The 14,120-nt window shown below is 54.6% G+C and carries 14 protein-coding genes; 5 read left to right on the top strand and 9 right to left on the bottom strand.

Going from position 1 to position 14,120, the window contains the following annotated elements; all coding sequences use genetic code 11:
* The first annotated feature begins 3 nt into the window (after positions 1-3).
* On the top strand, positions 4-1,098 hold the full coding sequence (locus tag AQS70_RS00135; protein WP_055100923.1) for a DUF1513 domain-containing protein: 1,095 nt from the start codon (positions 4-6) through the stop codon (positions 1,096-1,098).
* Between the two features lie 112 nt (positions 1,099-1,210).
* Here AQS70_RS00135 and AQS70_RS00140 read toward each other — a convergent pair whose 3' ends face one another.
* From AQS70_RS00140 to AQS70_RS00175, 8 genes are all read right to left on the bottom strand, one after another.
* On the bottom strand, positions 1,211-1,432 hold the full coding sequence (locus AQS70_RS00140) for a hypothetical protein (protein WP_055100924.1): 222 nt from the start codon (positions 1,430-1,432) through the stop codon (positions 1,211-1,213).
* On the bottom strand, positions 1,432-2,148 hold the full coding sequence (locus AQS70_RS00145; protein ID WP_055100925.1) for a lipopolysaccharide kinase InaA family protein: 717 nt from the start codon (positions 2,146-2,148) through the stop codon (positions 1,432-1,434). The genes AQS70_RS00140 and AQS70_RS00145 overlap by 1 nt, the downstream gene beginning before the upstream one ends.
* 223 nt (positions 2,149-2,371) lie before the next feature.
* Positions 2,372-3,652 carry a sensor histidine kinase gene (locus AQS70_RS00150; RefSeq protein WP_055100926.1) on the bottom strand — a complete coding sequence of 427 codons (1,281 nt, stop codon included), beginning with the start codon at positions 3,650-3,652 and terminating at the stop codon, positions 2,372-2,374.
* The gene (colR, locus tag AQS70_RS00155) at positions 3,642-4,325 is read right to left on the bottom strand and encodes a two-component system response regulator ColR (RefSeq protein WP_055100927.1); all 684 of its coding nucleotides are present in this window, start codon (positions 4,323-4,325) and stop codon (positions 3,642-3,644) included. The genes AQS70_RS00150 and colR overlap by 11 nt, the downstream gene beginning before the upstream one ends.
* A 330-nt stretch (positions 4,326-4,655) precedes the next feature.
* Positions 4,656-6,299 (bottom strand): chaperonin GroEL, encoded by a 1,644-nt coding sequence (groL, locus tag AQS70_RS00160; protein ID WP_055100928.1) that lies wholly within the window; start codon positions 6,297-6,299, stop codon positions 4,656-4,658.
* Positions 6,300-6,347: 48 nt separating this feature from the next.
* Positions 6,348-6,641, bottom strand: coding sequence for a co-chaperone GroES (locus AQS70_RS00165; protein WP_016779794.1), 294 nt, complete (start codon positions 6,639-6,641; stop codon positions 6,348-6,350).
* A gap of 248 nt (positions 6,642-6,889) precedes the next feature.
* Complete coding sequence (locus tag AQS70_RS00170) at positions 6,890-7,363, bottom strand: FxsA family protein (protein WP_055100929.1); 474 nt, start codon at positions 7,361-7,363, stop codon at positions 6,890-6,892.
* A gap of 80 nt (positions 7,364-7,443) precedes the next feature.
* Positions 7,444-8,160, bottom strand: coding sequence for a HugZ family pyridoxamine 5'-phosphate oxidase (locus tag AQS70_RS00175; RefSeq protein WP_055100930.1), 717 nt, complete (start codon positions 8,158-8,160; stop codon positions 7,444-7,446).
* A gap of 51 nt (positions 8,161-8,211) precedes the next feature.
* Here AQS70_RS00175 and AQS70_RS00180 point away from each other — a divergent pair, with 51 nt between their 5' ends.
* Entirely contained in the window at positions 8,212-8,970 is a 759-nt protein-coding gene (locus AQS70_RS00180; protein WP_055100931.1) for an SDR family oxidoreductase, read from the top strand.
* 163 nt (positions 8,971-9,133) lie between these two features.
* Here the strand turns inward: AQS70_RS00180 and AQS70_RS00185 are convergent, their stop codons facing one another.
* Positions 9,134-10,147 carry a DUF481 domain-containing protein gene (locus AQS70_RS00185; RefSeq protein ID WP_055100932.1) on the bottom strand — a complete coding sequence of 338 codons (1,014 nt, stop codon included), beginning with the start codon at positions 10,145-10,147 and terminating at the stop codon, positions 9,134-9,136.
* Between the two features lie 151 nt (positions 10,148-10,298).
* On the opposite strand from AQS70_RS00185, the gene AQS70_RS00190 reads away from it, so the two are divergent.
* From AQS70_RS00190 to AQS70_RS00200, 3 genes are all read left to right on the top strand, one after another.
* Positions 10,299-10,652, top strand: a complete 354-nt coding sequence (locus AQS70_RS00190) for an MGMT family protein (RefSeq protein WP_055100933.1) — start codon at positions 10,299-10,301, stop codon at positions 10,650-10,652.
* A gap of 42 nt (positions 10,653-10,694) precedes the next feature.
* Entirely contained in the window at positions 10,695-12,242 is a 1,548-nt protein-coding gene (locus AQS70_RS00195; protein ID WP_055100934.1) for an AmpG family muropeptide MFS transporter, read from the top strand.
* Between the two features lie 146 nt (positions 12,243-12,388).
* Positions 12,389-14,104, top strand: a complete 1,716-nt coding sequence (locus AQS70_RS00200) for a proline--tRNA ligase (RefSeq protein WP_055100935.1) — start codon at positions 12,389-12,391, stop codon at positions 14,102-14,104.
* The last annotated feature ends 16 nt before the right edge of the window (positions 14,105-14,120 follow it).

Consider the following 14,120-nt stretch of genomic DNA (forward strand, 5'->3'; position numbering starts at 1 on the left):
TCGATGATGCGCAGACAAGCTCTCAAGCTCGGCGGCTTACTGCTGAGCGCCATCACTTTGGGTGGCTGGTCGCTGTCTAAACAAGGCCGCAGCCCGCTGCTCTTGAGTGCCCGCGACGATGTGGACGGAAATCACTTTGCAGTGGGTTACCGACTGGACGGCACTCAAGTGTTTAGCACTCAGGTCGGCCAGCGCTGCCATGACATCATCAACCACCCAACGCTGCCTATTGCACTGTTTGTCGCGCGACGTCCTGGCACGCAAAGTTACTTGATCAGCCTCAAGGATGGGCAGTTGTTGCAAACGATCACCTCACAGCCTAATCGCCACTTTTATGGCCATGCCGTGATTCATAAAGACGGCGAGTGGCTGTACACCACCGAGAATGATACCCGCGATCCGGGCCGTGGCGTGCTAGGGGTTTATCGCTTTGAAGGCGAGCGCCTGATCCACAGTGGCGAAATCCCAACCCATGGCGTGGGGCCGCACCAAGTGTCGTGGATGCCTGATGGCGAAACCCTAGTGGTGGCCAATGGCGGTATCCGCACAGAAGCCGAAAGCCGGGTTGAGATGAACCTTAACGCGATGGAACCCAGCCTCGTGTTGATGCAACGAGACGGTAAGTTGCTGAGCAAAGAAACATTGAGCCAGCAAATGAACAGCGTGCGTCATCTAGGGATTGCCACTGACGGCACCATCGTCGCGTGTCAGCAGTTTATGGGCGAGGCTAATCAACTGTCCGAGTTGTTGGCTATTAAGCGTCCCGGTCAACCGTTTGAGCCCTTCCCGGTCGCTGAGCAGCAATTGCGGGCTATGGGTCACTACACGGCCAGTGTGGCAGTACACAGCCAATTGCGCTTAGTGGCGTTGACGGCACCGCGGGGTAACCGGTTCTTTATCTGGGACCTAGACAGTGGCACATTGCGACTGGATGCCCCACTGCCGGACTGCGCGGGTGTGGGTACGGTGGAAGATGGGTTTGTCGTGACGTCAGGGCAAGGTCGGTGCCGGTTTTATGACTGCCGCAAACATGAACTGACTGCCGAACCTTTGGATTTACCGTCTGGGCTATGGGACAACCATCTGCACGTTATTTAAAGCTAAATTTTTTGCCGTTGCAGGCTGCGATGGAGTGCGCAGCGCCCCTGTTATTGAAGGTCATGTGGCTCTTATTGCAGCCTACGGCAGCGAATACTACAAGCGCTTGTGTTCAAGGCCGCAAGCCTTGCTTCATCCCATACATAAACAGCAATAGCTCATGATCGGGCTGTGCGTCCAAGGTGACTTTCGCCACCCGTGGAAGCGGGCATTGCGCACCTGATTTCGCACTGCTTAATACCTGCATCACTGGCGGCTGCCACGCAGCCATCGCCACAGTGGCAACGGCCAAAGAGCCCAGCAAAAACAAACCTCGTGCTATTTCTCGCTTCATCACCGTAACCCTTTGATGGCACTGCCAAACACCTTTTCATAAAAGTAGTTCAGTTTCTTCCAGTCGTCGGTGTTCCACGACGAATGGCGGCGCAACTGTTTGAGGTCGTGCGAGGCAGCCTTGCGAGCCGTCAGACGTTGCCGGCTTTTTTCAAGGTCCAGCAGAGCCACATCAACTTGAGCGCTGTCGCCCTTGCCCGTTACTCGAACAAACACATGTTTGGCATACAGGCAGCCATGCTGCCAACGTCCTAAATGCATACGCGCCAAGGTTTGAGCGATGGTTTCAAGTACCCGATCATGGACAGCCTCACCGTGAGCTTCGCGCTCGCCGGCAGCGTACCAGCTGTCTATTTCAATAAAATTTTCCAGTGCAGCCGTCACCAACAATGCACGCCACTCTTTATCCGCACCTTGTTGCGCCCCGCAATACACCAATTGCGGAACACCCACTGACAGGCGATTGAATGCGAGCAATGCGTCGCGCTCGCGCAATACTGTCGGCCTGCCCATTGGGTAACGCCAACTGCGATAGGTATGACCTACCTGACGTTTTACATAGAGCAAGCGGCCCTGAGCCTCGTGAATCCGCTGCACCCCACTTTCACCACCACGACGTTGATTCGGTTCCTCAACCCACTCGCCTTGTTGCTGCCAGTAAAACTCAAAGCGTTGTTCAGTCGCAGTGTGGGGAGGAGGTACGGATTCAACAGTCATAGGTGATCTCTTGCGTAATAAGTAAACCCGCTGCGAATCAATACCGCGCCACCTTAAGCGGGAGAACGTTCGCATCAAGTCATCATTAGGTGAAAAATTTGTACGAGTGCATCTATAAGCGCTGTAGGGTTTTACAGACGCAGGACGCTGGCTCGGGGCCACTCTACGGACTAATTAAGCGCAGGGAAAGTGGCCTACAGACGGTAGGCCACGAATGGGCGTCTCAGGTGTGAATAGGATTGAGTTCCACATAGAAACGGCAACCATTAGGTTCCATGGTGGTTAACTCGACTCTCCAGCCTTGGCTGTCGCAGATCCGCTGTACCAATGACAGCCCTAGCCCAAGCCCTTCGCCACGCTTTTCACTACCACGAACAAAAGGTTGAAACATTGCCTGGCGCTTTTCTTCGGGAATCCCGACACCACTGTCCTCAACCACAAACCCGGTAGGTTCAAGGCTCAACCGAATGAACCCAGTGTCGGTGTAATGCAGGGCATTGCGCAGCAGGTTGCCCATCACTGCATGCAAGAACGTCGCGTTGTAGCGGGTATCGAGTGGGTTACCTGCGTCATAGATCAGGGTCAGCCCTTTGGCCTCGATAGGCCCGCGCCACAAGCTAATCAACCCCTCAGCCACAGTGGTCAGGGTGACCGTCGGCGAGATGTTGGAATCTTCATGCTGCGCTCGAGCCAGCATAAGGAAGGTCTGTACCAATTCGCGCATTTCTTCGCAGGCGCGGGAAATACGCTCTACTTGCGAGCGACTGCGCTGATCCAATGATGGGCTTTCTAGCAACAGCTCACATGAACTGGCCAGCACCATCAATGGCGTACGCAGTTCATGGCTCACGTCACTGGTGAACAACCGTTCACGGCTCAAGGTGTCACGCAGCCGACCCAAGGTGGCATCAAAAGCCACTGCCAGCTCACCTACTTCATCGGCCGCATAGTCGGGGGCCAAGGGCGGTGCCAGCCCCAACAGCTGTTCACGATGACGCACTTGGCGGGCCAGTCGCACGACCGGGGCCATCACTCGGCGCGCCAGCACCCAGCCAAGAAAGACCGCCAGCGCCAGCGCCAGCACAAACCCGACTAGGACTACAGCAAACAGCACGCGCTCACGTTCTTCGAAATCGCTTTGGTCTTGCAGTAACACGTAGCGTCGCCCGTCGACCACATCGACCATGGCGTGATAAGACAACTGGTCGCGGAACACCTCATGAAAACCCGGTTCCAGATGACGCAGGTCTTTGGGCAGGGCGAAGTCACCACGCCCACCGCTGTAGTAAAACAGTTGGTCGGGCTCAGGCCGATGGTTCCAGTCACTGACGTTGTCCATCAACAGCAAACGCTGTAGATCCCCGCCCAAGCCTGCTGAAATCAGTTTTTCCTCAACCAAGTGCACGGTTGCAACAATCCCCATCGCAAACGTTCCGGCCACCAGCGCACTCATCAGCGCGAACGCGATGATGATGCGCTGGGCAAGGCTTTGTTTAAACTCCATCACGACTCTCGGCGAGGCGATAACCCACACCATGCACCGTTTGCAGTAGCGGCTTATCGAACGGTTTGTCGATCACTTGGCGTAGCTGGTGAACGTGACTGCGCAAGCTATCGCTGTCTGGGCAATCGTCGCCCCACAGGGCTTCTTCAAGGACTTCACGGCGCAGCACATGTGGGCTTTTTTGCATTAAAACGGCCAATAGTTTTAAACCTACTGGGTTGAGTTTGAGCATGCGTCCTTCACGGGTCACTTCAAGGGTGTCGAGGTCGTAACGCAAGTCGCCGACCTGTAGCTCACGACGACCACCGCCTTGAGCGCGGCGCAGGACAGCCTCAATCCGGGCCGCCAGCTCAGATAAAGCAAAAGGTTTGAGTAGATAGTCGTCAGCACCAGACTTGAAGCCTTGCAGGCGATCGTCCAACTGGTCACGGGCCGTTAGCATGATCACTGGCGTATCTCGGCGCGCGTCTTCACGCAGTCGCTTGCACAAGGTGTAGCCGTCGATACCCGGCAGCATGATATCGAGCACGATCAAGTCATAATGCTCGGTCGCGGCCAAGTGCAGCCCAGACAAGCCGTCCTGCGCGCAGTCAACGGTATACCCCTTAAGCCCTAGGTAGTCCGCCAGATTGGCGAGGATATCGCGATTGTCTTCAACCAATAAAATTCGCATGGGCATTTTTCTCCGTACGCAGTTACGGCCATCTTGGCCCCGGCAGCTTAAGGCCAAGAACCGCTGAGAGCCAGCATTGGAGGGTCTTAACGCGATTAAGTTAATAGCGTGGCCACTTTAACGACTCTTTCACTAAAAGCTCACAAATGTCATACAGTCGCGTGCGCATACTTGTCTTGGCACAGTTTTGGGCGCTCGTTTGGTGAAAGGTTAAAAGGCAAAAGATCGCAGCCTGCGGCAGCTCCCCGGCGCGCAGGGTACTTTCTTTAGCCACAAAAAACCCCGCCTGATCACTCAGGCGGGGTTTTTGCGTAGCGGGGTAAGGCTGGCTTACATCATGCCGCCCATACCACCCATGCCGCCCATGTCTGGCATGCCGCCAGCTGCTGGCTTGTCTTCTTGGATCTCAGCGATCATCGCCTCAGTGGTGATCATCAGGCTGGCAATCGAAGAAGCTGCTTGCAGAGCCGAACGAGTCACTTTAGCTGGGTCAAGAATACCCATTTCGATCATGTCGCCGTATTCGCCAGTGGCAGCGTTGTAACCGTAGTTACCCGAACCCTGCTTCACTTTATCGACAACTACGCTTGGCTCGTCGCCGGAGTTGGCAACGATCTGACGCAGTGGTGCTTCAACAGCACGACGCAGCAGAGTGATACCCACGTTCTGGTCAGCGTTATCGCCTTGCAGATCAGAGATAGCTTGCAGAGCACGAACCAGTGCCACGCCACCGCCAGGTACCACGCCTTCTTCAACGGCTGCACGGGTAGCGTGCAGGGCGTCTTCAACGCGGGCTTTTTTCTCTTTCATTTCAACTTCGGAACCAGCGCCAACCTTGATCACTGCAACGCCGCCCGACAGCTTGGCCAGACGCTCTTGCAGTTTTTCACGGTCGTAGTCAGAAGTGGTATCAGCCACTTGAGCACGGATCTGAGTCACACGCGCTTGGATGTCTGCTTCAACGCCAGCACCGTCGATGATGGTGGTGTTTTCTTTAGACAGAATGACGCGCTTGGCGTTACCCAGGTGCTCCAGAGTGGTGCTTTCTAGGCTCAGGCCGATCTCTTCGGAGATAACGGTACCGCCAGTCAGAACAGCGATGTCCTGCAGCATTGCTTTGCGACGATCGCCGAAGCCCGGCGCTTTAACAGCAGCCACTTTAACGATACCGCGCATGTTGTTCACAACCAGAGTCGCCAAGGCTTCGCCTTCAACGTCTTCAGCTACGATCAGCAATGGACGGCCAGCTTTGGCAACAGCTTCCAGAACTGGCAGCATTTCGCGGATGTTGGAGATCTTTTTGTCAACCAACAGGATCAGCGGGCCGTCCAGCTCAGCCACCATGGTGTCTGGCTTGTTAACGAAGTAAGGGGACAGGTAGCCACGGTCAAACTGCATGCCTTCTACAACAGACAGTTCGTTTTCTAGGCCCGAGCCTTCTTCAACAGTGATCACGCCTTCTTTACCGACTTTTTCCATGGCTTCGGCAATAATGTCGCCGATGGAGCTGTCGGAGTTGGCAGAGATAGTACCAACTTGAGCGATTGCTTTGCTGTCTGCGCACGGCTTGGACAGTTGACGCAGCTCTTTAACAATGGCGATGGTCGCCTTGTCGATACCGCGCTTCAAGTCCATTGGGTTCATGCCGGCAGCGACGGCTTTCAGGCCTTCGTTGACAATCGACTGAGCCAGAACGGTTGCAGTAGTTGTACCGTCACCAGCGTCATCGTTAGCACGGGAAGCAACGTCTTTAACCAGCTGCGCGCCCATGTTTTCGAAACGATCTTTCAGCTCGATTTCTTTAGCGACCGAAACACCGTCTTTAGTGATAGTCGGAGCGCCGAAGCTCTTCTCGATGATCACGTTACGGCCTTTAGGGCCCAGTGTTGCTTTTACTGCGTCAGCCAGGACGTTTACGCCGGCGAGCATTTTTTTACGGGCGGAATCGCCGAATTTAACTTCTTTAGCAGCCATGTTCGTTCTTCCTTAAATACTTTGTAGTAACGGAAAAGGAGCGGAAAATCAGCCTTCGATAACAGCGAGAATCTCGTTCTCAGCCATTACCAATAGGTCTTCGCCGTCGACTTTTACAGTGTTGCTGCCGGAGTAAGGGCCGAACACAACCTTGTCACCCACTTTCACGGCCAGCGCACGCACTTCACCGTTGTCCAGAACGCGGCCAGTGCCCACAGCAATGACTTCACCGCTGTTAGCTTTCTCGGCAGCCGAACCAGGCAGAACGATACCGCCAGCGGTTTTCTTTTCTTCTTCGCTGCGACGGATAACGACGCGATCATGCAGAGGACGAAGCTTCATTGTCGATCTCTCCTAAAGGTGTGTTCATCGGCCGGTGTCAATACCGGCTGGGTTTACAAGTCCGGAAATGCCGGGTGTTAATCGCTTAAGGGTCCCTGCTGTTGCCAGCAAAACCCTGCGGTGCCAGTTACATAAGGGCGCATCCAGTGATTACAAGAGCAGCCTTATGAAATTTTTTAACCTTTCGCACAACCCAAAAACGAACACGGCACCTTAAGTGCCGTGCTACAGCGGTTGATAGATAAAATTTACTTATCCCGATGCTCAAACTCGCCTTCAATCACATTGGGCTCACGACCCACTGGTTGATGCGTGCCGGGACGACGCGAAGCTTCAAACTCTTCAGCAAACGCTCGCTGACGAATCGCCTGTTCTTCTGCGCGTTTGCGCAAGCGATTGACCAAGAAATGGCGAACTGGCGGGAACAGCAACAACAGACCTGCGATGTCGCTGATAAAGCCTGGTAGCACTAACAAGCCGCCACCCAACGCCAGCATCAGACCTTGAAGCATTTGTTGAGCCGGCAACTCACCACGGTTCAGACTCTCACGCGCACTTAAAGCGGTGGCCAAACCCGCAACGCGTACTACCAGAACCCCGAGCAGGGAGCCGGCGATAATCAGCAACAACGCCGGGAAAAACCCGATAGCGGTGCTGACCTTAAAAAAGACGTACAGCTCTAGCACTGGAAACAACAGAAAGAGCAATAAAAAAGCGCGCATCAAATGGTTCCTCTCCGGAAGAATGTCTTCCAACACAGCTTAGATGACGGCGCGACTTTCTGAATTCAAGGTTGTGCGCTTTATTTTTTAGGCCATTCGCTTGCGCGGGCCAAAAGAACCAAGGCTTCGCGCACCTGTGTCGAAGTATTACAAGGTTCTGGAAACCCCAACCAATACAAACTTTGACCGATGCGTAAATGCATCCCCTCGCTATCTAAGCCGACCAGTTTAGCGGGCTCGGTGCTTGGCAGCCCGGCCAGCTCAACGTAATGAGCGATGGCGTTAGCGTGATCTTCGTTCATATGATCGACCATGCGCACCTCGACTTTACCGGCAAAAGGATTGGCCAAGGACACTTGATCGACCCAGTGAATAGCACCAAACCCGCCGATATAACGATGACGAACCGGGTTCAGTACCCAGAAATCGAAGTCGTGGGCGGTGTGATAGCTTTGCGACTCAGGAAAGTAGCGGTAATAACGCTCAGCGGCCGCCTCAATGGCTACTGGTTCGACCAGTTGCTCGGCGTTTGCCAAGTAGGTCAAGCGTCCAACCGCCTGCACATCTTCTGCGCCACGTTCGCCTACCATCAATGAGCACTTGGGATCTTTGCGCAAGTTGTGGGTGTGCTGGGCGATTCGACTGATCAGTATTAAGGGGCGTCCCTGCTCATCCAGGCAATAAGGCACCACCGATCCGAAGGGAAAGCCTGGCATCGCCTTGGAATGTGTGGCTAGCGCTCCACGGTATTCCTTGAGCAATAATTCTCGGGCATGCTTGGCAACTTCAACGCTCAACTTATGACTCCTTAATAAAAATCCGTCGAAACGGTCGAGATCAGGGCACACATGCAACTAAAAGATAAAGTAATCATTATCACTGGCGGCTGCCAAGGGCTCGGTCGCGCCATGGCTGAATATCTGGCAGCCAAGGGCGCAAAACTAGCGCTGGTCGACTTGAACTCGCAAAGACTTGAACAGGCCGTTGCGGCCTGCCAAGCCCACGGGGTCCAGGCACGTGCTTATTTGTGCAATGTGGCGGATGAAGAGCAGGTTACACAAACTGTGGGCCAAATAGCTGATGACTTTGGCGCGATCAATGGTTTGGTGAACAACGCGGGGATTTTGCGTGACGGCCTTTTAGTGAAAGTGAAGGACGGCGTACTCAGCAAAATGAGCCTAGCGCAGTGGCAGGCCGTTATCGACGTCAACCTCACTGGGGTTTTTCTTTGCACCCGCGAAGTGGCGGCCAAGATGATCGAGTTGAATTGCCAGGGCGCAGTGATCAATATTTCTTCGATTTCGCGCGCAGGCAACATCGGGCAGACCAACTACTCAGCAGCCAAAGCGGGTGTCGCGGCAGCAACCGTGACTTGGGCTAAAGAGCTGGCGCGATATGGTATTCGAGTGGCGGGGATCGCTCCAGGCTTTATCGAAACCGAAATGGCGCTGAGCATGAAGCCAGAAGCCCTTGAGAGAATGACCTCAGTTATCCCGCTGAAACGCATGGGCAAGGTCGAGGAAATAGCCCATTCAGCGGCGTATATCTTTGAAAACGATTATTACAGCGGACGCATTCTGGAACTGGACGGCGGCTTGCGGATTTAAGCAGGCTCGTCTGCATGAGCTGCCTATGGCTGCGATTTTGTGAGCTTATTAAAGCTAAAGATCGCAGCCTGCGGCAGCTCCTGCACTTATAAGTCGCGCAACCTAATGCTTCGTAGGAGCTGCCGAAGGCTGCGATCTTCTGATCTAAACAAGCAAAAGGTCGTTACCACAGAATGCCAAAGCCCGCGGTGTAACGGGTTTTATTGAGCGCGTTATCTTGACCGCTGTCACTGCCAATCAAGTCTTTTTCAGCTTTCAAGTTGAGTGATGCCCACTCGGTAACTTTGTAACGCAAGCCAATTTCAGCATCTAGGCTGTAATCGGAGTCTCCACCCAACGGCTTGCCCAACTCACCGTTGGTAAAGATCGACACAGTTTTGCCGACCAAATAACGGTTGTAATCCCACTTCATGGCTAACGAATAAAAATTACTTTTGCTGCCATCGGAGTATTCATAGTCGGTGCGGTTTAGCAGTGAACCCAGCGAAAATGCGCCGAGCTCATCATCCCAAAACTGATAACCAGGGCCAGTACCTACAGTACGCTGGCGAGAAATGTCTTCAACTCTGTCGCGGGTGTAACCCAAGCGGCCCTGCCAGTACCACTTCTCATCAATAAAGTGGTCTAGCGCATATTCGGCGTTCCAGTTGTCAGTGGTGACCACATCGTTCTGGAACTCACGGTTATAGGACGCTTCGGCGTTATGCCGCCATGCACCGTGGCGAGCCGTGGTTTTGAGGTCGATGTCATAATCGTCGGTGTCTTTGTCGGCCCGCTTGTAGTCCAGCGCGACATCGACATTACCTTTCCAGACCAAGTCTTCGATTACTGGTTTGGGCTTGACCATTTGCTGGATACTGGCCAGCTCCACGGTTCTAGGGGCTTCGCCATTCGCCAAAATAACTTTGCCGTCTTCGGCTGCTTTCAACGACTTGGCTTTTTCGCCCGCGTACGCATCTTGTTTGACAAGTAACTCTTGATCGCTTTCTAGGGTTTTGACTTGCTTCCAGTCAATGGGAATGGCACCCGCATACTCGGTCTGAATGAGTAATTTACCCCCGTCAAAGACTTTGATCTTGCCGCTCAGCCGATCACCGTTCTTTAACCAGACCGTATCGGCAAGTACTGGCGTGGACACATTTAAGACGGCAAGGCATAACAGGGTTCTGGGCAACATAAGCAGATGTGAAACTCGGGTTTACTGAAGATGACGGCATTATCCAGTAGGACACGCCCCGGGCAAAGAAAGACCCGGTGTTTACCTTGTAGTTCCTTTGCTACAGTTCGCGACGGAAACGTCTGGATCTTCAACGCATTGAAATCACGCCATGAATTCAACAGATAGTCCATTGCCAACACCGGCCGAGCTTCGCCGCACAGCCCTCTACTCGACCTTGATGCAGGTGCCGAGCGGCAAAGTAGTGACTTATGGTCAACTGGCCGAGCTGGCGGGTCTGGGTCGAGCGGCACGCTGGGTGGGGCGCACGCTGGGCCAACTGCCTGAAGACACCCGGCTGCCTTGGCATCGTGTACTGGCTGCGGGCGGAAGAATCAGTTTGCCAGCTGGCAGCCTTAGCGGTGATGAACAACGAGCGCGTCTGCGCAGCGAAGGATTAAGCATTTTTAATAATCGGGTGGATATACAACGTCATGGCTGGCGCCCGATAGAGCACTGCGGTTAGAGTGCGCCCTTTGTTTCCGTAATCAAAGGCAGACTCGAGTCCATGCCCCGTAAAACCTGGCGCGAAGCGCTAGCTGCCTATTCCAGCCCCTCAACCCTTGTACTGTTATTGCTCGGTTTCGCCGCCGGTTTACCGTACATGCTGGTGTTTTCAACGCTTTCTGTCTGGTTACGCGAAGCCGGTGTTGCGCGAGAAACCATTGGTTATGCAAGCCTGATCGGTTTGGCCTATGCCTTCAAGTGGGTCTGGTCGCCGCTGCTCGACCAGTGGCGTCTGCCACTGCTAGGAAGGCTCGGCCGACGCCGTTCTTGGCTGGTGCTTTCACAGACACTGGTGATCCTCGGCCTGATCGGCATGGGCTTCTGTGACCCGCAAAACCATCTCTCATGGTTGATTGCCATTGCCGTAATTGTGTCATTTGCTTCGGCCACCCAAGACATCGCCATCGACGCCTACCGCTTGGAAATCGCAAGCGACAACCGTCAAGCCGCTCTCGCCGCGAGCTATATGTCGGGTTACCGGGTCGCGGCTCTGCTGGCCACGGCAGGCGCACTATTTTTTGCCGAAGGTTTCGGCTCTACCGGCTTTAATTACAAGCACTCTGCTTGGACTGGCACCTATGTCTTGTTCGGCCTGCTCATGGTGCCGGCGCTCATCACCACCTTTGTCATGCGCGAACCCCCGGTGACGCTGCGCACCCAGTTGTCGGCGGGACGCTACAGCTTTGTCCATCAACTGGCCTCTGTTTTCGTTCTGATTGTGTTGCTGGTGTCTGTACCGGCGATGTTCACCCAGCTTTACAACACTGACTTTGCGGGCGTGCTATTCGAAGGCATGAGCCCGATGACATTGCTGATGGAAGATCGCGCCTTCTTGCGCGCCATCCTTTACACCCTGTTGACGGCCATGTGCCTGTCATCCATAGGGCGACGCGGGCTCGCGCCGGTACTCACGCCGGTCAATGACTTTATCGTGCGTTATCGTTGGCAGGCGCTGTTACTGCTCGGGCTGATTGCCACCTACCGTATGTCTGACACGGTCATGGGCGTTATGGCCAACGTGTTCTATATCGACCAAGGCTTCACCAAAGACCAGATCGCTGGGGTGAGCAAGATTTTTGGCCTTTTCATGACCCTGTTCGGCGCAGGCATGGGCGGCTTGCTGATTGTGCGCTTCGGTATTTTGCCGATTCTGCTGATTGGCGGTGCCGCGTCCGCTGCGACCAATCTGCTCTTTATGCTGCTGGCCGACATGGGTCCCAATCTGAACATGCTGATTGTCACGATTTCACTCGACAATTTCAGCTCCGGGCTCGCTACTTCAGCGTTTGTCGCCTATCTGTCTAGCCTCACCAACCTCAAGTTTTCTGCCACCCAGTACGCACTTCTCAGCTCAATCATGCTGCTGCTGCCGCGTTTGATGGGCGGTTATTCAGGGGTGCTGGTCGAGAAGTTCGGTTATCACACTTTCTTTATTATCACCGCCATCATGGGCATCCCAACGCTCTTGTTGATCAGCCTGCACTGGTATCAAGAAAACCGTAAAGCGCGCTTGAACCCTACGCTAGATCTCGAAAAACACCCCGAATAAACCTTAGGGCCGCTCCCTTGTCATTCCAAACAATGGCACGGGAAAGCCCCTCTGGCACATGCCTCCCCCTACGGCCTGTACGCAATCCGCTCTCGCCCGTACAATGGCCAGTCAAATTTAGTCATCAGCAACGGCAACGACTACCCATGCGCACCAGTCAATATTTGCTCGCCACACAAAAAGAAACGCCTTCGGACGCGGTCGTTATCAGCCATCAGCTGATGCTGCGCGCCGGCATGATTCGCAAACTAGCCTCCGGCCTGTACACATGGCTGCCCATGGGCCTGCGGATCATGCGCAAAGCTGAAGCCATTGTTCGCGAAGAAATGAATGCTGCAGGCGCTTTGGAAGTGCTGATGCCGAGCATCCAGCCAGCTGAATTGTGGCAAGAGTCCGGTCGCTGGGAAGAGTACGGCCCGGAGCTGCTGCGCCTTAAAGATCGCCACGGTCGTGAGTTTTGCGTGGGCCCAACCCACGAAGAGGTCATCACCGACCTGTGCCGCAACGAGCTAAACAGCTACAAGCAGTTGCCGATCAATCTGTACCAGATCCAAACCAAGTTCCGTGACGAGATCCGCCCACGCTTCGGCTTGATGCGTGGCCGTGAATTCATCATGAAGGACGCTTATTCGTTCCACGCCGATCAAGCGTCGCTGCAAGTCACTTATGACCGCATGCATCAGGCTTACTGCAACGTGTTCACCCGCCTGGGCTTGAAGTTCCGCCCAGTAGAGGCCGACAACGGCTCCATCGGCGGCGCTGGCTCCCACGAGTTCCACGTACTGGCCGAATCCGGTGAAGACGATATCGTATTCAGCAATGGCTCCGAATACGCAGCCAACATCGAAAAGGCCGAAGCGATCCCAGCCGAAACCTCTCGTGCTGCAGCCACTGAAGAGCTGCGCCTGATTGATACGCCTGACGCCAAAACCATTGCTCAATTGGTAGAGGGCTACAACCTGCCAATCGAAAAAACCGTCAAGACCCTGATCGTTCATGCGGCCGAAGAAGGCAAGCTGATCGCGCTGGTGATTCGTGGCGATCACGACCTGAACGAAATCAAGGCCGGCAACCACCCATTGGTGGCCAGCCCACTGAGCATGGCGTCGGATGCAGAGCTGCGTGATGCAATCGGCGCCGGTGCTGGCTCCTTGGGCCCGCTCAACCTGCCATTGCCTTGCATCATCGACCGTTCAGTTGAGCTGATGAGCGACTTTTCCGTAGGCGCCAACATCGACGACAAGCATTACTTTGGCGTGAACTGGGAGCGTGATCTGCCTGTCCCAACCGTCGCCGACCTGCGCAACGTGGTGGCTGGCGACCCAAGCCCGGACGGTAAGGGCACACTGGAAATCAAACGCGGTATTGAAGTGGGCCACATCTTCCAGTTGGGTAACAAGTACAGCGAGGCGATGAAATGCCAAGTGCTGGGCGAAAACGGTAAGCCTGTGACTCTGGCTATGGGTTGCTATGGCATTGGCGTTTCTCGTGTGGTGGCAGCGGCCATTGAGCAGAACAACGACGAGCGCGGCATTATCTGGAGTGATGCTTTAGCGCCTTTCCAGATCGCCCTGGTCCCCCTGCGCTACGAAACCGAAGCCGTACGCGAAGCCACGGATGCTCTTTATGCTCAGTTAACCGCCGCAGGTTTTGAAGTGCTGCTGGATGACCGAGACAAAAAAACCAGCCCGGGGATCAAATTCGCAGACATGGAACTGATCGGTATTCCGCATCGGATCGTTGTCAGTGATCGCGGCTTGGCCGAAGGTAATTTGGAGTACAAGGGCCGCACCGAAGCCCAAGCCCAAGCCCTTCCCGTTGCAGACGTTCTGGCTTTCCTTCAGGCACGTATCCATCGCTGAATCTACATAGAGACAC

Source organism: Pseudomonas endophytica (assembly GCF_001411475.1).
GTDB lineage: Bacteria > Pseudomonadota > Gammaproteobacteria > Pseudomonadales > Pseudomonadaceae > Aquipseudomonas > Aquipseudomonas endophytica.